This is a genomic window from Streptomyces gilvosporeus (assembly GCF_002082195.1).
GTDB classification, from domain to species: Bacteria; Actinomycetota; Actinomycetes; order Streptomycetales; family Streptomycetaceae; genus Streptomyces; species Streptomyces gilvosporeus.
Genome location: NZ_CP020569.1, coordinates 3,644,253 through 3,662,752, shown reverse-complemented (window position 1 = coordinate 3,662,752; position 18,500 = coordinate 3,644,253). Strand labels below are relative to the sequence as shown.

At 69.4% G+C, this 18,500-nt stretch carries 19 protein-coding genes, 1 tRNA gene and 1 riboswitch; of the genes, 12 read left to right on the top strand and 8 right to left on the bottom strand.

The genetic code is table 11. The features are described 5' to 3' along the window. The first annotated feature begins 109 nt into the window (after positions 1 to 109). From B1H19_RS16150 to B1H19_RS16140, 3 genes are all read left to right on the top strand, one after another. Positions 110 to 388, top strand: coding sequence for a MoaD/ThiS family protein (locus tag B1H19_RS16150; protein ID WP_083105402.1), 279 nt, complete (start codon positions 110 to 112; stop codon positions 386 to 388). Positions 389 to 390: 2 nt separating this feature from the next. After that, positions 391 to 1,341, top strand: a complete 951-nt coding sequence (locus B1H19_RS16145) for a PLP-dependent cysteine synthase family protein (RefSeq protein WP_083105401.1) — start codon at positions 391 to 393, stop codon at positions 1,339 to 1,341. Between the two features lie 362 nt (positions 1,342 to 1,703). After that, positions 1,704 to 2,456 carry an MBL fold metallo-hydrolase gene (locus B1H19_RS16140; RefSeq protein WP_083105400.1) on the top strand — a complete coding sequence of 251 codons (753 nt, stop codon included), beginning with the start codon at positions 1,704 to 1,706 and terminating at the stop codon, positions 2,454 to 2,456. A gap of 88 nt (positions 2,457 to 2,544) precedes the next feature. On the opposite strand, the gene B1H19_RS16135 is transcribed toward B1H19_RS16140, so the two are convergent. Both B1H19_RS16135 and B1H19_RS16130 read right to left on the bottom strand, forming a co-directional pair. After that, positions 2,545 to 3,798 (bottom strand): PTS transporter subunit EIIC, encoded by a 1,254-nt coding sequence (locus tag B1H19_RS16135; RefSeq protein WP_083105399.1) that lies wholly within the window; start codon positions 3,796 to 3,798, stop codon positions 2,545 to 2,547. Positions 3,799 to 4,060: 262 nt separating this feature from the next. Continuing rightward, the gene (locus B1H19_RS16130; protein WP_083105398.1) at positions 4,061 to 5,386 is read right to left on the bottom strand and encodes a PTS transporter subunit EIIC; all 1,326 of its coding nucleotides are present in this window, start codon (positions 5,384 to 5,386) and stop codon (positions 4,061 to 4,063) included. 260 nt (positions 5,387 to 5,646) lie between these two features. Here B1H19_RS16130 and B1H19_RS16125 point away from each other — a divergent pair, with 260 nt between their 5' ends. The 4 genes from B1H19_RS16125 (at position 5,647) to rdgB (ending at position 8,058) form a co-directional block, all read left to right on the top strand. Continuing rightward, a complete protein-coding gene (locus tag B1H19_RS16125; RefSeq protein ID WP_083105397.1) occupies positions 5,647 to 5,886 on the top strand; it encodes a PTS sugar transporter subunit IIB in 240 nt (79 codons plus the stop codon). An 86-nt stretch (positions 5,887 to 5,972) separates the two neighbouring features. Beyond that, a complete protein-coding gene (rph, locus tag B1H19_RS16120; RefSeq protein WP_083105396.1) occupies positions 5,973 to 6,704 on the top strand; it encodes a ribonuclease PH in 732 nt (243 codons plus the stop codon). A gap of 182 nt (positions 6,705 to 6,886) precedes the next feature. Then, positions 6,887 to 7,321, top strand: a complete 435-nt coding sequence (locus tag B1H19_RS16115) for a hypothetical protein (protein WP_083105395.1) — start codon at positions 6,887 to 6,889, stop codon at positions 7,319 to 7,321. A 101-nt stretch (positions 7,322 to 7,422) separates the two neighbouring features. Beyond that, on the top strand, positions 7,423 to 8,058 hold the full coding sequence (gene rdgB / locus B1H19_RS16110; protein ID WP_083105394.1) for an RdgB/HAM1 family non-canonical purine NTP pyrophosphatase: 636 nt from the start codon (positions 7,423 to 7,425) through the stop codon (positions 8,056 to 8,058). Between the two features lie 53 nt (positions 8,059 to 8,111). Here rdgB and B1H19_RS16105 read toward each other — a convergent pair. The 4 genes from B1H19_RS16105 to B1H19_RS16090 form a co-directional block, all read right to left on the bottom strand. Further along, positions 8,112 to 8,195, bottom strand: a tRNA-Leu gene (locus tag B1H19_RS16105). A 20-nt stretch (positions 8,196 to 8,215) separates the two neighbouring features. Then, positions 8,216 to 8,662, bottom strand: a complete 447-nt coding sequence (locus tag B1H19_RS16100) for an HNH endonuclease (protein WP_335755935.1) — start codon at positions 8,660 to 8,662, stop codon at positions 8,216 to 8,218. Between the two features lie 166 nt (positions 8,663 to 8,828). Then, positions 8,829 to 10,109 (bottom strand): RNA-guided endonuclease InsQ/TnpB family protein, encoded by a 1,281-nt coding sequence (locus B1H19_RS16095; RefSeq protein WP_203237168.1) that lies wholly within the window; start codon positions 10,107 to 10,109, stop codon positions 8,829 to 8,831. A 223-nt stretch (positions 10,110 to 10,332) separates the two neighbouring features. Then, positions 10,333 to 11,868, bottom strand: a complete 1,536-nt coding sequence (locus B1H19_RS16090) for an MFS transporter (RefSeq protein ID WP_083109684.1) — start codon at positions 11,866 to 11,868, stop codon at positions 10,333 to 10,335. A gap of 434 nt (positions 11,869 to 12,302) precedes the next feature. Between B1H19_RS16090 and B1H19_RS38675 the strand changes: the two genes are divergently transcribed. Both B1H19_RS38675 and B1H19_RS16080 read left to right on the top strand, forming a co-directional pair. After that, positions 12,303 to 12,809, top strand: a complete 507-nt coding sequence (locus B1H19_RS38675) for a hypothetical protein (protein ID WP_083105392.1) — start codon at positions 12,303 to 12,305, stop codon at positions 12,807 to 12,809. Next, positions 12,809 to 14,071: a sensor histidine kinase gene (locus B1H19_RS16080; protein WP_083105391.1), complete on the top strand. Its 1,263-nt coding sequence runs from the start codon at positions 12,809 to 12,811 to the stop codon at positions 14,069 to 14,071. Before B1H19_RS38675 ends, B1H19_RS16080 begins: the two co-directional genes overlap by 1 nt. A gap of 58 nt (positions 14,072 to 14,129) precedes the next feature. Here B1H19_RS16080 and bcp read toward each other — a convergent pair whose 3' ends face one another. Next, positions 14,130 to 14,597, bottom strand: a complete 468-nt coding sequence (gene bcp, locus B1H19_RS16075) for a thioredoxin-dependent thiol peroxidase (RefSeq protein ID WP_083105390.1) — start codon at positions 14,595 to 14,597, stop codon at positions 14,130 to 14,132. Positions 14,598 to 14,777: 180 nt separating this feature from the next. On the opposite strand from bcp, the gene B1H19_RS16070 reads away from it, so the two are divergent. The 3 genes from B1H19_RS16070 to B1H19_RS16060 all read left to right on the top strand — a co-directional run bounded on the left by B1H19_RS16070 (position 14,778) and on the right by B1H19_RS16060 (position 16,006). Then, positions 14,778 to 15,098 (top strand): DUF3618 domain-containing protein, encoded by a 321-nt coding sequence (locus B1H19_RS16070; protein ID WP_083105389.1) that lies wholly within the window; start codon positions 14,778 to 14,780, stop codon positions 15,096 to 15,098. A 105-nt stretch (positions 15,099 to 15,203) separates the two neighbouring features. Continuing rightward, complete coding sequence (locus tag B1H19_RS16065; RefSeq protein ID WP_044363777.1) at positions 15,204 to 15,506, top strand: GroES family chaperonin; 303 nt, start codon at positions 15,204 to 15,206, stop codon at positions 15,504 to 15,506. Positions 15,507 to 15,581: 75 nt separating this feature from the next. Then, positions 15,582 to 15,646, top strand: a riboswitch (guanidine-III (ykkC-III) riboswitch). A gap of 39 nt (positions 15,647 to 15,685) precedes the next feature. Continuing rightward, on the top strand, positions 15,686 to 16,006 hold the full coding sequence (locus B1H19_RS16060) for a DMT family transporter (protein WP_030072265.1): 321 nt from the start codon (positions 15,686 to 15,688) through the stop codon (positions 16,004 to 16,006). 55 nt (positions 16,007 to 16,061) lie between these two features. Here B1H19_RS16060 and B1H19_RS16055 read toward each other — a convergent pair whose 3' ends face one another. Further along, on the bottom strand, positions 16,062 to 18,308 hold the full coding sequence (locus B1H19_RS16055) for a transglycosylase domain-containing protein (protein WP_107426012.1): 2,247 nt from the start codon (positions 18,306 to 18,308) through the stop codon (positions 16,062 to 16,064). Positions 18,309 to 18,500: the final 192 nt, after the last annotated feature.

The window sequence follows — 18,500 nt, the reverse complement described above, 5'->3', positions numbered from 1 at the left end:
GCGCGCTCCGCACCGCACCGCACCTCCGCGTCACCCGACGCCCCCGCCCGGCCCCAGCGCCGTACGACGGGACGCACCCGCCCCGCCTCACTCCCACAGGAGCACTCCCATGGCCATCGAGGTCCGAATCCCCACCATCCTGCGCACCTACACCGACGGCGAGAAGGCCGTCGAGGGCAGCGGCGCCACCCTGGCCGACCTCTTCACCGACCTGGAGACCCGGCACACCGGCATCCGCGAGCGCCTGGTCGACGGCGAGCAGCTGCGCCGCTTCGTGAACGTCTACCTCAACGACGAGGACGTGCGCTTCCTCGAGGGCATCTCCACCAAGCTGGCCGACGGCGACAGCGTCACGATCCTCCCGGCCGTGGCCGGCGGAATGGTCTGACGGTGCGGTACGACTCCCCGCTGGCGGCGGTCGGGAACACCCCTCTCGTCCGCCTGCCGCGCCTTTCCCCCTCCGACGAGGTCCGCATCTGGGCCAAGCTGGAGGACCGCAACCCCACGGGCTCGGTCAAGGACCGGCCCGCGCTGCACATGATCGAACAGGCCGAGAAGGACGGCCGGCTCACCCCCGGCTGCACCATCCTCGAGCCCACCAGCGGCAACACCGGCATCTCGCTCGCCATGGCGGCCAAGCTCAAGGGCTACCGCATGGTGTGCGTCATGCCGGAGAACACCTCCGCCGAGCGCCGCGAACTGCTGGCCATGTGGGGCGCCGAGATCATCTCCTCGCCCGCGGCCGGCGGCTCCAACACCGCCGTACGCGTCGCCAAGGAACTGGCCGCCGAGCACCCCGACTGGGTGATGCTCTACCAGTACGGCAACCCCGACAACGCCGGCGCGCACTACGCCACCACCGGCCCCGAGATCCTCGCCGACCTGCCTTCCATCACGCACTTCGTCGCCGGCCTGGGCACCACCGGCACCCTGATGGGCGTCGGCCGCTATCTGCGCGAGCAGGTCCCCGGCGTCCAGATCGTCGCCGCCGAGCCCCGCTACGACGACGTCGTCTACGGCCTGCGCAACCTCGACGAGGGCTTCATCCCCGAGCTCTACGACGAGTCCGTCCTGACCACCCGCTTCTCGGTCGGCTCCGAGGACGCGGTCCGCCGCACCCGCGAACTCCTCGCCGAGGAAGGCATCTTCGCGGGCATCTCCACCGGCGCCGCCCTGCACGCCGCGATCGGCGTCGGCCGGAAGGCGGTCAAGGCCGGGCAGCCCGCCGACATCGCCTTCGTCGTCGCCGACGGCGGCTGGAAGTACCTCTCGACGGGCGTCTACACCGCCGAGTCCACCGAGGCCGCCATCGCCACGCTGCACGGGCAGCTCTGGGCGTAGCCACGTCCTTACGGGCCCCCGTCGCCACGGCCGAGAGCCGCGGCGGTGGGGGCCCGCGGCGTTCGGTGCCGCGCGGGGGTTCGAAGACCGGAGGAACCCAGACGTAAGCGCCCACCCGGACTGGTGATTCCGCCCACAGCTCGCCCCGCCCTGGGCGTCACGCGACCCTTTGCGCCTTACGCTCGGGGGCACCGCACAGCCCGTCCACTACCTGGCACAGACCGGCAACGACCCGCCGAGACACCCCGCCCGGACCCTTCCCCGACCTTCACGGTTCCCCCGAGCTCTCCACCTCGCTGGGGGACGCCACGGGCAGGGGAGACCCCTATCCGCCGCCCGCGCCCACGGAGGTTCACGCCCGCATGAAGCTCACCGTCGTCGGATGCTCGGGGTCGTTCCCCTCCACGGAATCGGCCTGTTCGAGCTACCTCCTGGAGGCCGACGGCTTCAGGCTGCTGATCGACATGGGCAACGGCGCCCTGGGCGAGATGCAGCGCCACATCGGTCTGTACGACCTGGACGCCATACTCCTGTCGCATCTGCACGCGGACCACTGCATCGACCTGTGCGGCTATTTCGTCGTGCGCTACTACCGCCCCGACGGCGGCCGTTGCGCACCGCTGCCGGTCTACGGCCCGGCCGGCACCGAGCGCCGGCTGACCGTCGCGCACGCCGATCTGCCCTATGACGGGGCGATGAGCGAGGTCTTCGACTTCCGTACGCTCACGCCCGGCACACAGACCATCGGGCCGTTCACCATCCGCACCGAACGCGTCCGCCACCCCGTCGAGGCGTTCGGCTTCCGCATCGAGCACGACGGCCGGTCGCTGACGTACTCCGGCGACACCGGTCCCTGCCAGGCGCTGGACACCCTCGCCGCGGGCACCGACCTCTTCCTGTGCGAGGCGTCCTTCACGCACGGCAAGGAGGACATCCCCGATCTGCACCTCAACGGCCGCGAGGCCGGCGAACACGCCCGCCGGGCCGGCGCCGGCCGGCTGGTGCTGACCCACATCCCGCCGTGGACCGACCCGGAGATCAACATCCGCGATGCGCAGAAGGTCTACGACGGCCCGGTCGAGGTCGCCGCGGCGGGCGCGGCATACGAGATCTGAGCGGCCGCCGCCGCACGGTGGACCGCGGACAGCGGCAGGGCCCCGGAACCGACTGCCGGTTCCGGGGCCCTGCCGCATGGGGCGTCGCTCACGCCTTGGTGAGGTCCTCGACCTCCTCCTCGGGCTCCCGGCCCGGGGTGGTGAGGTTGAACTTGGTGATCGCGAAGCGGAAGAGCACGTAGTAGACCGCCGCGAAGGCCAGCCCGATCGGGATGATCATCCAGGGCTTGGTGGCGAGGCTCCAGTTCATGACGTAGTCGATGGCGCCCGCGGAGAACGTGAAGCCGTCGTGGACGCCCAGCGCCCAGGTCAGCGCCATCGAGGCGGCGGTCAGCACCGCGTGGATCGCGTACAGCACCGGGGCGATGAACATGAACGAGAACTCGATCGGCTCGGTGATACCGCACACGAAGGAGGTCAGGGCCAGCGAGATCATCATGCCCAGGACCGCCTTGCGGCGCTCGGGGCGGGCGGTGTGCGCGATGGCCAGGGCGGCGGCCGGCAGGCCGAACATCATGATCGGGAAGAAGCCGGACATGAACTGCCCGGCGCTCGGGTCGCCGGCGAAGAAGCGGCCGATGTCGCCGTGCGCGACCTTGCCGGCCGCGTCGGTGAAGTCACCGAGCTGGAACCACGAGACGACGTTGACGAACTGGTGCATACCGATCGGCAGCAGCGCGCGGTTGATCAGGCCGAACAGGCCGGCGCCGGCGGAACCCAGGCCGGTCATCCACTCGCCGAAGCTGGTGACGGCGTTGCCGATGGGTTCCCAGACCAGCAGGAAGAGCACGCCGACCGCGGTGCCGACGAAGGCCATGATGATCGGGACGAGCCGTCGGCCGTTGAAGAAGCCCAGCCAGTCCACCAGCTTCTTGCGGTGGTAGCGCTGCCACAGGGTCGCGGCCAGCAGACCCATGATGATGCCGCCGAGGACGCCGGGGTTGTTGACGACCGGCTCGACCCACTTGCCCTTCTCGATGTGGCCCTCGGTGACCGGGAACGCCTTGAGGACATTGCTGTAGACCAGGAATCCGACCAGGGCGGCCAGTGCCGTCGAGCCGTCGGCCTTCTTCGCGAAGCCGATGGCCACACCTATGCAGAACAGCATCGGCAGGTTGTCGAAGACCGCGCCGCCGGCCGCCATGAAGACCTTGCTGACGTTCGTCCAGCCCAGGCCCTTGTCGCCGAAGACATCGGGCTGGCCGAGACGGTTGAGGATGCCCGCGGCGGGCAGGACGGCGATCGGCAGCTGGAGGCTGCGGCCGATCTTCTGAAGGCCCTGGAACAGGCCCGAGCCCCGCTTCTTTGCGGGGGCCGCCTTCGCGGCAGTGGCCGAACTCATCGGATTCCTCCTGGTGAGGCGGGCACTCGGGAGAGGGGGACGGCCCGCTTGGTCTACCCTTGATCGAACTTAGGTCCACACCTTTGGGCTACCTTGGTTGCGCCATGGTCTACACCACTGGTGGTTTAGACCATTCTTAGCACGCCGTCGCGGCACAAAGGAATCCGTCGTTCCGAGTGGCATGGACCACATCGCGGGCGCATGGCGACGGCCCCCGAGCCCAGGAACTCGGGGGCCGATGACCGGCCTCGGCGGCCGCCGCCTACTTGATGTTGGCCTCTTCCATGGCATCCCCCACCTCGTCCGGTTCACGGCCCGGCGTCTGGAGATCGAACGCCGTGATCGCGATACGGAAGAGCACGTAATAGACGACCGCGAAACACGCCCCGATCGGCAGGATCAGCCACGGCTTCGTCGCCAGCCCCCAGTTGATGACGTAGTCGATCAACCCCGCCGAGAAACTGAAGCTGTCGTGCACCCCCAGCGCCCAGCACACCGCCATCGACACACCCGTCAACACCGCATGGAACGCAAACAGCAGCGGCGCGACGAACAGGAACGAATACTCGATCGGCTCGGTGATCCCCGTGACGAAGGACGTCAGCCCGACCGACAGCATCATCCCGGCGATCTCCTTACGGCGATGCCGCTTCGCGCAGTGCGCAATGGCCAGCGCCGCGGCCGGCAGCGCGAACATCATGATCGGGAAAAAGCCCGTGGTGAACTGCCCCGCGGTCGGATCGCCCGCCAAGAACCGGTTGATATCACCATGGACGACCGTGCCGTTCGGCTCCGTATAACTGCCGAACTGGAACCACAGGAACGTGTTCAGGAACTGGTGCAGCCCGATGACCAGCAGCGCACGGTTCGCGACACCGAAAAGCCCCGAACCCAGCCAGCTCAGATCGCTCAGCCATTGGCTGAAATCGGTCAGCGCATGGCCGACCGGCGGCCAGACCCACAGACAGACCACCGCGAAGGCCAGCCCGACGAAGGACATCACGATCGGCACGAGCCGCCGGCCGTTGAAGAAGCCCAGCCAGTCGACCAGCTTCACCCGGTGCAACCGCTGCCAGAACCAGGCGGAGAGCAGGCCCAGCACAATCCCGCCGAACACCCCCGGATTCTGAAAGGTCGCCTGCGTGGCCGTCCCGCCCTTCTCGATACACACCCCGCCCCACGGCCCCGCCTGCGCAAACGTCTGCCCCGGAGCGCAGATCGACGGGAACTGGTGCAGCACCGCGAAATAGACGAGAAAGCCCGCCACCGCGGCCAGCGCGGTCGAACCGTCCGCCTTCTTCGCCATCCCGATCGCGACCCCGATACAGAACAGCAGCGGCAACCCCAGCCCCGAATCCAGCAGCGCACCACCCGCCCCCGCGAACACCTTGGCCACGTTGTTCCAGCCCAGACCCTTGTCACCGAAGACATCGGGCTGGCCGAGACGGTTGAGGATGCCCGCCGCGGGCAGCACGGCGATCGGCAGCTGAAGACTGCGGCCCATCTTCTGCAGACCCTGGAAAGCGGCCGAGGCACGGGACTTCACGGGCTTCTTCCGCGGCGCCGCGGCCGCTGCGTCCGAACCCATCTCCGTCCTCCCGTCCACCCCCCGTCGGCCGTGCCGCATACTGATGGTGTAGACCACTTGGGAGCCTGGTCGGCACCGCCCGGCAGGCACCCCGGTGATCGCCATCCTTCGTCAGATGGCGCTCAACCGCCCACACAGTTGGGCTGAACGAGCACGGACGACCACAAACGCACACGAACACAGCCGCACAAAGGCACCATGTGCGTGTTTTACGGTGGGAAACCGCTCGGCGGAGCCGCCGGCGGCCGACACAACCAGGAGTGGACATGCCCAGCAAGGCTGAGAAGATCGTCGCCGGCCTCGGCGGTATCGAGAACATCGTCGAGGTCGAGGGCTGCATCACCCGCCTCCGCACCGAGGTCGAAGACGCCTCCCTCGTCGACGAGGCCGCGCTCAAGGCCGCCGGCGCACACGGCGTCGTCAAGATGGGCACCGCGATCCAGGTCGTCATCGGCACCGACGCCGACCCCATCGCCGCCGAAATCGAAGACCTGATGTGAGCTGACCCCCGGCTCACCCGGCCCCGCTCCCGTACGCCTCCCCGTACCGGAACGGGGCCCTCGCCTTTCCCGATAGGGTCTACGCCATGTCTCGCATCGACGGCCGCACCCCCGAACAGCTCCGCCCGGTCACCATCGAACGCGGCTGGAGCAAGCACGCCGAAGGCTCCGTGCTCATCTCCTTCGGCGACACCAAGGTCTTCTGCACCGCCTCCGTCACCGAAGGCGTCCCGCGCTGGCGCAAGGGCAGCGGCGAAGGCTGGGTCACCGCCGAATACGCGATGCTGCCCCGCTCCACCAACACCCGCGGCGACCGCGAATCAGTCCGCGGCAAAATCGGCGGCCGCACCCACGAAATCAGCCGCCTCATCGGACGCTCCCTGCGCGCCGTCATCGACTTCAAGGCCCTCGGCGAAAACACCGTCGTCCTGGACTGCGACGTCCTCCAGGCCGACGGCGGCACCCGCACCGCCGCCATCACCGGCGCCTACGTCGCCCTCGCCGACGCCGTCTCCTGGGCCCAGCGCAAGAAGCTCATCAAGCACGGCCGCCAGCCCCTGACCGGCACCGTCTCCGCCGTCTCCGTCGGCATCGTCGCCGGCGTCCCCCTCCTCGACCTGTGCTACGAGGAAGACGTCCGCGCCGACACCGACATGAACGTCGTCTGCACCGGCGACGGCCGCTTCGTCGAGGTCCAGGGCACCGCCGAGGCCGAACCCTTCGCCCGCGACGAACTCAACGCCCTCCTCGACCTCGCCGTCACCGGCTGCCACACCCTCGAGGCCGCCCAGCGGGAAGCGCTGGCCCGGGAACTCTGAGGCGCGAGCTCTGAGGCGCGCACGCCTGCCCGCCGTCCATGGCGCCCCGTCCACCACGACGGGGCGCCATGCGTTTTTCCCCATTCTCCCGTTGCCTGTTCGTGACGCTTCCGCCGTGGGCAACGGCTTCATGACCGGTCGTCATCGCTCGCACCTGCTCGTGACCCAAGGGAGAACGCCGTATGGCTGCACAGACCCCCCGCATACGTATCCCCATCCGGGGCTCTCGCCTCCGACGGCCCGTCGCCGTCGCCCTCACCGCGCTGACCGCCGCCGCCCTCGCGTTACCGATGCTCTCCGCCTGTAGCGCCGTCGACAAGGCCAGGGACTGCGCCGACACGGCCACCGCCGTCGTCAACGCCGTCGACAAACTCCAACAGGCCGCCGGGAACTCCCTGGACGACCCGAAAAAGGCCGAGCGGGCGCTCGACGACATCGACCGCAACCTCAAAAAGGTCCGCGACACGACCGACGACGCCGACCTCTCCGCCGCCATCGACAGGATGAACACCGGCATCCGCAACGCCCGCACATCCCTCAAGAACGCCAAGGCCCCCGACCTCAAGCCCATCACCGACGCCGCCGGCGCCATGACCAAAACCTGCACCCCGGGCTGACGGATTCCGTCGCTTCCGCCGTTTTCCGCCCGCCGGCCCGGCCCCGTCGCCCACCACGGGGCCGACCCGTCCCGCACTCCCGGGCCCGGGATAATCACCCCATGCAGCCTCGAACCGGCGGGCACCCCGCGCCCCCCACCCGTCTCATCCTCGCCACCCGCAACACCGGCAAGATCACCGAGCTCCGGGCCATCCTGGAGGCGGCCGGCCTCGACGTCGCACTCGTCGGCGCCGACGCCTATCCCGACGTCCCCGACGTCAAGGAAACCGGCGTCACCTTCGCCGAGAACGCCCTCCTCAAGGCCCACGCCCTCGCCCGGGCCACCGGCCACCCGGCCGTCGCCGACGACTCCGGGCTCTGCGTCGACGTCCTCGGCGGCGCCCCCGGCATCTTCTCCGCCCGCTGGTCCGGCACCCACGGCAACGACCAGGCCAACCTCGACCTGCTCCTGGCCCAGCTCTCCGACGTCCCCGACGGCCACCGCGCCGCCCACTTCGCCTGCGCCGCCGCCCTCGCCCTCCCCGACGGCACCGAACGCGTCGTCGAGGGCACCCTCGACGGCACCCTCCGCCACACCCCCACCGGCACCGGCGGCTTCGGCTACGACCCCATCCTCCAGCCCCTGGGGGAGACCCGCACCTGCGCCGAACTGACCCCGGACGAGAAGAACGCGATCAGCCATCGGGGGAAGGCGTTCCGGGCGTTGGTGCCGGTGGTGCGGGAGTTGTTGGGCTGACGCCGAAGGCCCACCCGGCTGCTTGTTCCGGGTGGGCCTTCGATTCAAAGGTGTGCGGCCGGAGGGACTCGAACCCTCAAGGGATTTCTCCCACAGCATCCTAAGTGCTGCGCGTAGGCCAGTTCCGCCACGGCCGCGTGCGCACCCATGGTACCGGTCATGACGTGCTGGCCTGAGTGGAACGTCGACGACCGCCCCGACACCAGGTGCTGGTGATCGCATGGCAGTTGGGGCACAGCAACCGCAGATTCTCGCGTAGGTTGTCGCGCCAGTCCCCGCTGATGTGATCGAGCTCCAGCGTCATGGGTTTGCCGAGCCACTCGGAAGCGACGCCACACCTGGCGCAATGCTCGGGCACCCCGACTTCGCGGAGAGCACGACGCAGGCGTTTCGTAGCGATGCGGTGCCTGCTGCTGTGGCGGACCAGAACGTCTTCCGGTCGTTTGGCGTTTGTTCCTGGCTTGCCCCGCTGATGTGCCTGTCCGAGGAAGTGCGCCGTCGAGATGTGCTCTTCGGTGATCCACTCGCCGAGCATCGCGCGTTGGCTGCCGTTGTTGGGGCGGCCGAGGAGGCGCAGTGCTTCGGCGAGGGAAGCGGATTGCACGACTGCTGCTCGCAGTTCCTCGCTCTCGGGCCTCGTGCGAGCCTTGGCCGCGTAGGCTCCGCCGCGCGCGGGTCCACCCCCAACTTCCGTTGCGTGAATCTCAGCAATTCTCTAGCCGATCTTCTTCCTGCTTCATCGACCGCTGCCAACTCCGGAGAGTGAGGTCTTACGCGGTCTCCACGAGGCGTTTTTCCTCTCCGGGGAACTTCCCGGCGAGGGTTCTCATGTCAAGGGCTTGTGGCGGTGAGCATCGCGGCGAGGAGGTTGCCTGCTGCGTTGTCGTCACGGTCGTGCAGCACGCCGCATCCGGGACACACTCAGGTCCGGTCCGCGAGAACCAGGGCACGGTTGATCCGGCCGCAGTTCCCGCACGTCTTCGAGCTGGGGAACCAGCGGTCGGCCTTCCAGACGTACGAGCCGTACCAGTCGGCCTTGTAGCCGAGCTGGCGGACGAACTCGCCGAACCCGGCATCGGAGACGGCGCGGGCAAGCCTGCGGTTTTGACCATGCCGTTGACATTCAGGGTCTCCACGGCGATGGCCGACTTGGTTCTCGTCAGCCTGGTGGTGGCCTTGTGCAGAAAGTCCCGGCGCCGGTCAGCGACCCGCAGGTGTAGCGCGGCGACACGCCTGCGGGCCTTGGCCCAGTTATTGGAGTTCTCCACTGCGCGGGCGAGTTTGCGGTTGGCGCGCCTCAGAGCCCGCTGTGCGGCCTTCAGCGGTTTGGGGGCGTGGATCTCCTCCCGGCTGCCATCATCGTTGCGGATGACGGCGAAGGTCTTCAGGCCCAGGTCGATGCCGCACGCGGGCGCTTCTGTGTCGGCTTGGTGGCGCTGGTTGGTGTCGTCCCGGTCGACTTCGATCTGGAAGGAAATCCACCAGCGTCCGGCCTGTTCGCGGATGGTCGCTGCGAGGATGCGTGCCTGCCCGGTGGCGATACGCGAGGTGAGCCAGTACATGTCCTCACACACCGCAACGTCGCCGATGGCGGGCAGTCGTACGGTGCGGGGGGCCACGGGTTTGGCGCGGTCGGCGTCGTAACGGAAGCGGGAACCGTGCTTGCGCTTACGCCACGACGGAAAGCCCACACGCGGGCCCTTGCGTGTGCCCTGTCTGGACTTCAGGTAGTTGGCAAACCCGGCAGCCCGCATCCGGCATGCTTCCTTCGGCACACGTGACGACAGCTTGTTCTCGTCGAACCAGGGGAAGCGCTCGGCGTGGGCAGCGCGCCATTCCTTCTCCAGCGCGGGTGCTGACCAGGGGACCTTGGTCAGATCGTCGCCGGTGATGCCGTAGGACTCTTCGGCCTTGCGCTGAGACCACCTCTTCCGCACGGTCTCCAGACAGAAGTTCTCCACCACCCGCGACAACCCGGCGTGACGGCCCATGAGGATTGCCTGCCTCGGATCGGGTGCGAGTTCGAACCGAATCCCCTGCTTGTGACTCACCTGCTCACCATGGTGGCCGCCACTGACAACTGGACGGACAACAACAGAAGTTGCGAAACGCACAGAATCAACGATGAAAATTCCACCAGCTCCGAACCCCCATCCCCCGCACCAGGCCCCCGCCCCGTGCGCTCTCTCGTTCCTCGAACTGAACAACGATCGAACGCCGGGGCGGTTACGGCCGGTGAGGGGCCGGATGCGGATCAGACGGATCGGAAGCCGATCAGAAGCGGGGTTCCTGCGTCTGGGCCGTGATGAGTTCGATGGCCTCTTCCTTGGTGGCCACCGAGGGCGGTGAGCCCTCCAGCGGCTGCTGGGCCGTTTCCTTCATGCAGGCGACGGCGATGACGCCGACGAGCGCGGCGGCCATCGTGTAGTAGGCGGGGACCATGACGTTCTTGTCGAAGACGTCCATGAGGGCGGTGATCACCAGCGGCGTGGTCCCGCCGAAGAGGGAGACGGCCAGGTTGTAGCCGATGGAGAGGGAGCCGTAGCGGACGTCGGTGGGGAAGAGGGCGGGCAGGGCGGCGGACATGGTGCCCAGGAGGCAGACCAGGGACAGGCCCATCAGGGCCATGCCGGCGATGACGGCGGGCATGCTGCCCTGCTTGACCAGGAGGAAGGCGGGGATGGCGGTGATGAAGAAGCCGAGCATGCCGGCCATCAGCAGCGGTTTGCGGCCGTAGCGGTCGTTGAGTTTGCCGACGGTGCTGAGGATCAGCATCAGGACGATCATGGTGCCGAGGAGGATCAGCAGGCCGTGGGACTCCTTGTAGTGGAGGGTGTCCGTCAGGTACGTCGGCATGTAGGAGAGCAGCATGTAGTCGGTGACGTTGTAGGCACCGACCAGGGCGATACAGAGGATGAGGGTGGGCCACTGCTGGGCGAAGATTTCGGCCAGCTTTTTCTTCGGGGCGTTTTCGGAGAGGTGGGAGAACTCCGCTTCGCTCTCCACGACGGAGGCGGTGGCGGAATGGGTCTGGGAGGCTTCCAGCTTCTGGAAGGCGGGGGTTTCGTCGAGCTTGATCCGGAGATAGAGGCCGACCAGACCGAGCGGCCCGGCGATCAGGAAGGGCACCCGCCAGCCCCAGGCGGACATGGCGTCGGAGCCCAGCGTGGTGTTGAGGATCAGCACGATGCCGGCCGCGCCCGTGTAGCCGATGAGCGTGCCCATTTCCAGGAAGCTGCCGAAATAGCCGCGCTTCTTGTCGGGGGCGTATTCGGCGATGAAGGTGGAGGCCCCGCCGTATTCGCCGCCGGTGGAGAAGCCCTGGACCAGCCGGAAGAGGATGAGCAGGACCGGGGACCAGAAGCCGATCGCCGCGTACGAGGGGATCAGGCCGATGCAGAGGGTCCCCAGCGCCATCATGATCATGGTGAGGGCGAGGACTTTCTTGCGGCCGATACGGTCGCCGAGCGGGCCGAAGTAGGCGCCGCCGAGGGGCCGTACGAGAAAGGCCACGGCGAAGGTCGCAAAGGACGACAGCAGACTGGTGCTGTCGCTGCCGCCGGGAAAGAAGACCTGGCCGATGGTGACCGCGAGATAGCTGTAGATCCCGAAGTCGAACCATTCCATCGCATTGCCGAGGGCGGCCGCCTTCACGGCCCGTTTGACCACCTTCTCGTCGGTGACGGTGATATCGGTGCGCCGCAGCTTGGGATTCTGGCGCCGGGTGATGACGCGGAAGAGGACGCGGTGACGGCGTAGCGCTTCCTTGTCCTCGAAGGGGTGCTCTCCTGCGGTGCTCCCGTTGGCCACGAGGCGGTCCTCTCGGTCGGTCGGCGCGCGCACGGCGCGGTGGGGATACGACAGATACGACAGGTGCGCCTGCGCAGCGGGGCGCGGGTGCAAACCACTCTGGACGAAATCCGCGCTGTTCGCGATGTATGTCACGTTTAGGGCGTGGCCGAGGGGCGGTCGGTGCCCCGTTCGAGCCGCGCACCACGGGTGACCTGCAAAGAAGGCGCGCCGGCGCAAGGGATCGGGCGAGCTGTTACAGGACTGCTACACGGCCGCACGGCCGTCGCCGCGCCCGGGTCATCAGCTTGTGGGGGTGAAAGGGGAACGTGACGCGCCGGAAACCGCTCTTTTCTGGCGTGCAGAGCTTTTCGCCGGCCGGGTTCGCTTCGGGAGGGCGCGGCTCGACTGTTCGCTGGTGGGGTACGGGGTGTGGGCCCCGGGAGGAGAACGTGATGACCGACCGCGAGGGGTCCCGCTGGGCCCGTGGGCGTACCGCCCTGGCGGCGTTTGTCGTGGTGACGGTGCTGGCGGCCGGCGGCGTGTGGTTCGGCCAGGCCGCCGACCGCGCCTCGGCGGTGGACGCGGCGCCGAAGACGGCGGCGGTGCAGGACGTCAAGGAGGACACCAAGGCGGCGGCCGATCTGCCCGGCGTACGGGACTGCGGTATCGGTGACCCGGCGGTCAAACCGCAGGTGATCACGTTGACCTGTGCGGATGCGGGCATGGTGGCGACGGCGATCACCTGGGACCGGTACGGTCCCGACGAGGCGCGGGGCACCGGTGTGGTGCAGGTGGAGAAGACGTCCGCGGGGGTGGGGGCCGATTCCGGTTTCCGGGCGAGGTTCCGGCTCTACGGTGTGAAGACGATCGGCGGGGCGCGGGCCTTCACCGGGCTCGAGGTGACCTACGAGGGCTCGACGCCGCTCGGTGACACGACGGAGATGTACAACCTCGCGTGATGGGCATTCGAGGCCGGATCGCCCTGGCCATTTCGGGTATGACGGCGCTGGCCGTGGTGGTGCTCGGGTTCGCCGTGCACCACATAGCGGATGCGGAGCGGGAGCGTTCGGCGCGCGCGTATCAGGACGACCGGCTGAGCAGCGCGCTGATGGTCTACGAGAAGGACAGAACGCTGGCGCTGGGGGCGCAGCTGGACGATACGTCGCTGCCGCTGCCGTTGCGGGAGGCGGTGTTCAAGAACCGGTCGGGGACCTATGTCAGCGGTGGCGACGATCCGCGGGTGTGGGCGGCGACCGGGGTCGGTGACGGCGGTGGGGGCCGGCCGCAGCAGTCGTTGTCGGTGTCGGCGGCGTATCCCGACGACGATCCCGCGCAGGTGGCGCTGGACCGTGCGCTGCTGATCGCCGGGTGCGGCACGGTGGCGCTGATCGCGGCGGGGTCGTGGTTCGTCTCGCAGCGGCTGTCGCGGCGGCTGCGGCTGAGTGCGGCGGCGGCGCGGCGGATCGCGGCGGGTGAACCGCCGGATGCGGAGGCGCTGGCGAGCAAGGGCCGCGACGAGGTGGCCGAACTGGGCCGCAGTGTGCACCACATGGCGACGTCGCTGGCCGCGCGGGTGCAGGCGGAGCGGGAGTTCACCGCGGATGTGGCGCATGAGCTGCGTACGCCGGTGGCCGGGCTGGTGGCGGCGGCGGAGTTGTTGCCGCAGCCGCGGGCGGTGGAGATGGTCCAGGACCGGGCGCAGGCGATGCGGCGGCTGGTGGAGGATCTGCTGGAGGTCTCGCGGCTGGACGCGGGGGTGGAGCGGGCGGATCTGGACGCCTGTGAGCTGCCGTCGCTGGTGCGCGGGATCGTACGGCGGGCGGCGCGGCAGGGTGGTGTGGAGGAGGTCTCGGTGACCGTCGAGGGTGAGCCGGTGATCGTGGAGACGGACCGGCGGCGGGTGGAGCGGGTGCTGGTCAACCTCCTGGCGAACGCGGCCAAGCACGGTAAGCCGCCGATCGAGGTGGTGGTCCAGGGCACGCGGATCGTGGTGCGTGATCACGGTCCGGGCTATCCGGCGGAGCTGTGCGCGGAGGGGCCGCGGCGTTTCCGTACGGCGGCTCCGGAGCGCGGCACCGGGCACGGTCTGGGCCTGACGATCGCGGCGGGCCAGGCCGAGGTGCTCGGTGCCCGGCTGGACTTCGGCGCCGCGGCGACGGGCGGTGCCGAGGCCGTCCTGGAGCTCCCGGACCGGCCGGCGATGCCGTTGCCGGGGGAGTAGGCGGGGGCGAGCGGGGTTTCCCGCCCGCCCCGAAGCGGACAGCGGGTGGTGCCGGTGCCTACAGCCCCAGGTCCTTGATGATCTTGGCGACGTGGCCGGTGGCCTTGACGTTGTACAGGGCGCGCTCGACCTTGCCCTCCTCGTCCACGATCACCGTGGAGCGGATGACGCCGGTGACGACCTTGCCGTAGAGCTTCTTCTCGCCGAAGGCGCCGTAGGACGTAAGGACGCTTTTGTCGGGGTCGCCGAGCAGCGTGACCTTCAGGTCCTCCTTCTCGCGGAACTTCGCGAGCTTTTCCGGCTTGTCGGGGGAGATGCCGATGACGTCGTAGCCGTGGCCGGCCAGGAAGTCGAGGTTGTCGGTGAAGTCGCAGGCCTGCTTGGTGCAGCCGGGGGTCAGGGCGGCGGGGTAGAAGTAGACGATGACCTTGCGGCCCTTGTGGTCGGCGAGCGAGACCTGCTTGCCGTCGGCGTCGGGCAGGGAGAAGGCGGGGGCGGTCTCGCCGGGCTGAAGTCGCTCGGTCATGGGGTCCTCCTACGGGATACGGCCTGCGGATACGCGTATGGCCCGACAGTAACCAGCCGGGCCGGGCGGCGGGTGCAGTGGGCGCCGCGGCCGCGCGAAACGGGGGTGCTGTGGGGCGCGTACGGGGGTGAGCTGACAGACTGTCCATCACAAATGGCGCGAGACGACGGAGGCAGCGCGGTGGCGGAGGCCAGGACCCCGGCGCAGATCGAGGCGGACATCGCCCGCAGGCGGCAGGAGCTCGCCGTGACGCTCGACGAGATCGGGGTGCGGCTGCACCCGAAGACGATCATCGGCGACGTGAAGGCGGCGACCGCGGCGGCGGTGGACCGCACGGCCGGGCGGGCGTATGTGGCCGCGCACCGTGCGGTGTCGGACGTGCGGGCGCAGCTGGTGTCGGAGGACGGGGCGCCGCGGCTGGAGCGCATCGTTCCGGTCGCCATGATCGGGGTGGCCGTGGTGGGGCTGGTGGCCCTCCGCGCGCGGCGCCGCCGCTCCTAGGGCCCGTGGCCCGCCGTCGGTGCGTGGTGCGGGGCGCGGGGCAGGTACGGTCGTGCCGTGAGCCCGAATAACACCAAGGACACCCACGACAAGCTGCCGATCCGGATGCTGCACGACCGTGTGCTGGTCCGGACGGACATCCCCGAGGGCGAGCGGCGCTCGTCCGGCGGCATCGTCATTCCCGCGACCGCGGCGGTCGGCCGGCGCCTGGCCTGGGCCGAGGTGGTCGCGGTCGGGCAGAACGTGCGGACCGTCGAGGTGGGCGACCGGGTGCTCTACGACCCGGAGGACCGTGCCGAGGTCGAGGTGCGCGGCGTGGCCTATGTGCTGATGCGGGAGCGCGATCTGCATGCGGTGGCCGCGGAGCGGCTGGAGGGCGCGGACGACTCGACGGGCTTGTACCTCTGATCCGTCGTACGTGAACGGCTGTCCCCGGCGGGCGGTGACCGAGGTCACCGCCCGTTCCGTCTGTCCGGGGCACGGCTGTTGCTAGCCTCGGAAGCACCCGACGAGACGCGCCGTACCGGGTCAGGACAAGACGACGCACCCCTGTGGAAGTGGTCGAGCGTTGTCACGGAGGTGCCGTCATGGCATGGGTCCTGCTGGTCGTCGCCGGTCTGCTGGAGGTCGGCTGGTCGATCGGGATGAAGTTCACCGAGGGATTCACCCGCCTGTGGCCCAGCGTGTTCACGGGCGCGGGCATCGTCGTCAGCATGCTGCTGTTGTCGTACGCCGCGCGGACGCTGCCGATCGGTACGGCCTACGGAGTCTGGGTCGGCATCGGGGCGGCCGGTGCGGCGGTGGTGGGGATGCTGGTCCTGGGCGAGCCGATGACCGCGGCGCGGATCTTCTTCATCTGTCTGCTGCTGGTGGCGGTGGTGGGGCTCAAGGCGACGTCGGGGCACTGACCGCGGCGGCCCGGGGCGTCCACGGCGTCCCGTCACCCCTCCCCATGACCTCCCGTCACTCGTCCCACCACCCCCGCCGCCCCGGGTACGCCGCCGCTCCCTCCGGGCCCACCGTCGGGAATTCCTCCGTGGGCGCCGTGCTGGGCGGCGACTCCGTCGGGAAGGTGGGGGTGGGCGATTCTGTCGGGAAGGTGGGGAGGCCGGTCGGGGGGCCGGTGGTGGGGGCCGGGGTCGTGGGGCCGGGCACCGGGGGGAGGGATCCGCCGGGGGGCGCGGGCGGCGGGCCGGAGGTCGTCGGGGCGGGCGGTGTGGTGGCGGCGCCCGGCTCCAGCTGGAGGTCGAAATCGGTGATCGGGCGGCCCTCCAGGGCGGCCGCGGTGTAGTCGGCCCAGATCTGGGCGGGGAAGCCGCCGCCGTTGATGCGCGGCAGGCCCACCGCCCCGTACAGCGGCTCCTGGGCGGCGCTCTGCGGATTCTGGCCCAGTACCGCGACCACGGTGGCCAGTTCGGGGGTGTAGCCGGCGAACCAGGCGGCCTTGTCCTGCTCCGCGGTGCCGGTCTTGCCGGCCGCCGGGCGTCCGGCGCCCTGGGCGGCGGTGCCGGTGCCGGCGTCGACGACGCTGCGCAGGATCGCGGTGGTGGTGTCGGCGGCGCTGCGGTCCAGGGCGGCGCGCTCGGGGCGGGCGGGCAGCGTGACGTTCTGGCCGCTCTTGGAGACCTGGTCGACCACGGTGTACGGGCGCTGCGTGCCGTGTCGGGCGAAGCCCGCGTAGACCTGTGTCATGTCCAGCACGCTGGGCGTGGCCGTGCCCAGCGAGATCGCGCCCTGGGAGGAGGCGAGGCTGGGGGTGTCGGGGGGAATGCCCAGGGCGACGGCGGTGTCCCGGACCTTGGCGGGGCCGACGTCGATGCCCATCTGCGCGTAGACCGCGTTGACGGATTTGTCGGTGGCCTCGCTGACGGTGATCGGGCCGTAGGAGCGGTCGTCCTCGTTGGCCGGGGCGAAGCCGGTGGGGTGGCCGTTGCTGATCGTCATCCGCTTGTTGGTGCCGTCGTAGACGGTGTCGGGGGTGATGGGGACGCCGTCCTGGGTCGTGGCCTGGTTCTGGACGGCGGAGGCGAAGACGATCGGCTTGAAGGTGGAGCCGACCTGGTAGTCGTGGCGGGTGGCGCCGTTGACGTACTGCTTGGCGTAGTCGATGCCGCCGTACATGGCCACGACCCGGCCGGTGGCGGGGTCGATGGAGGCGCCGCCGGCCCGGACGTAGGTGTCCACCTTGCGGGAGCGGTCGAGCTTGTCCATCAGGCGGGTGTTGACCGCGTCGACGAAGGCGTCCTGGCGGTCCTTGGCGAAGGTGGTGGTGATGCGGTAGCCGCCGGTCCGCAGGGTGTCCTCGTCGAGGATCTTGTTCGTCCGCAGATAGTCCTTGACCGCCTCGACCAGATAGCCGCGCTGGCCGGAGAGCCCGGCGGACGCCTTGACCGGCCCCGGCTCGGGGAACTTCATGGCGTTCCGCTCGGCCTGGGAGAGCCACTTCTTCTTCACCATGCCGTCCAGGACGTAGTTCCAGCGCGCCAGGGCCCGCCGCTTGTTCTCGGGGTGGGCGGTGACGTCGTACAGGCTGGGGGCGTTGAGGAGGGTGGCGAGATAGGCGCCCTCGGCGGTGGTGAGGCGCTCGCTGTCCTTGCCGTAGTACGCCTGCGCGGCGGCCTGGATGCCGTACGCATTGCGGCCGTAGTAGCTGGAGTTGAGATACCCCTCCAGGATCTGGTCCTTGGACTCCTCGCGGTCCAGTTTGATGGCGATGAAGAATTCCTTGGCCTTGCGGGTGAGGGTCTGTTCCTGGCCGAGGTAGTAGTTCTTGACGTACTGCTGGGTGATGGTCGAGCCGGACTGCGTGCCCTTGCCGGTCGCGGTGTTCCAGGCGGCGCGCAGCATCGCGGCGGGGTCGACGGCGGACTCGGAGTAGAACTCGCGGTCCTCGGCGGCCAGTACGGCCCGCTGGGTGCTCCGGGGGATCTGGCTGAGCCGTACGTTCTCGCGGTTGACGTCGCCGTCGCGGGCCAGGAACGTGCCGTCGGAGTAGAGGTAGATATTGCTCTGCGCCTTGGCCGCGCTGTTGGCGGGCGGGATGTCGACGAGCAGATAGCCGGCGATCAGCCCGGCCACGACCACCAGCAGAAACAGCACGACGGCGGTCAGCACCATCCGCCACGTGGGGATCAGACGGCGCCAGCCGGTGCGCCGGGGCCGCCGTGCGCTGCCCTGGGCGGGGGTGGTGCCCTCCGGACCGTCGCTCATAACTGTGGAGACTCCTCGGCGGCCGCCGAAGGTTGTGCTGCGGCGGATCGATTGGCGGCGGATCGGTGTGCGGCGGATCGACTGGCGGCGGATCGGTGTGTCGGGCGGCGAGGTGCGGGAGAAAACTGTCGCCTCATCATCGTCCCCGGTCGCGAAGGGTGGCGCGCACCGGTGACCGCCGCCTCACCGGCC

Excerpts from the sequence above, each read along its gene's own strand:
- bcp (WP_083105390.1), bottom strand. The coding sequence starts at position 14,597 with ATGACCGAGCGACTTCAGCCCGGCGAGACCGCCCCCGCCTTCTCCCTG.
- B1H19_RS16065 (WP_044363777.1), top strand. The coding sequence starts at position 15,204 with ATGCTGCACGACCGTGTGCTGGTCCGGACGGACATCCCCGAGGGCGAG.
- B1H19_RS16080 (WP_083105391.1), top strand. The coding sequence starts at position 12,809 with ATGGGCATTCGAGGCCGGATCGCCCTGGCCATTTCGGGTATGACGGCG.
- rdgB (WP_083105394.1), top strand. The coding sequence starts at position 7,423 with ATGCAGCCTCGAACCGGCGGGCACCCCGCGCCCCCCACCCGTCTCATC.
- B1H19_RS16060 (WP_030072265.1), top strand. The coding sequence starts at position 15,686 with ATGGCATGGGTCCTGCTGGTCGTCGCCGGTCTGCTGGAGGTCGGCTGG.
- B1H19_RS16135 (WP_083105399.1), bottom strand. The coding sequence starts at position 3,798 with ATGAGTTCGGCCACTGCCGCGAAGGCGGCCCCCGCAAAGAAGCGGGGC.
- B1H19_RS38675 (WP_083105392.1), top strand. The coding sequence starts at position 12,303 with ATGACCGACCGCGAGGGGTCCCGCTGGGCCCGTGGGCGTACCGCCCTG.
- B1H19_RS16055 (WP_107426012.1), bottom strand. The coding sequence starts at position 18,308 with ATGAGCGACGGTCCGGAGGGCACCACCCCCGCCCAGGGCAGCGCACGG.
- B1H19_RS16115 (WP_083105395.1), top strand. The coding sequence starts at position 6,887 with ATGGCTGCACAGACCCCCCGCATACGTATCCCCATCCGGGGCTCTCGC.
- B1H19_RS16140 (WP_083105400.1), top strand. The coding sequence starts at position 1,704 with ATGAAGCTCACCGTCGTCGGATGCTCGGGGTCGTTCCCCTCCACGGAA.
- B1H19_RS16150 (WP_083105402.1), top strand. The coding sequence starts at position 110 with ATGGCCATCGAGGTCCGAATCCCCACCATCCTGCGCACCTACACCGAC.
- rph (WP_083105396.1), top strand. The coding sequence starts at position 5,973 with ATGTCTCGCATCGACGGCCGCACCCCCGAACAGCTCCGCCCGGTCACC.
- B1H19_RS16130 (WP_083105398.1), bottom strand. The coding sequence starts at position 5,386 with ATGGGTTCGGACGCAGCGGCCGCGGCGCCGCGGAAGAAGCCCGTGAAG.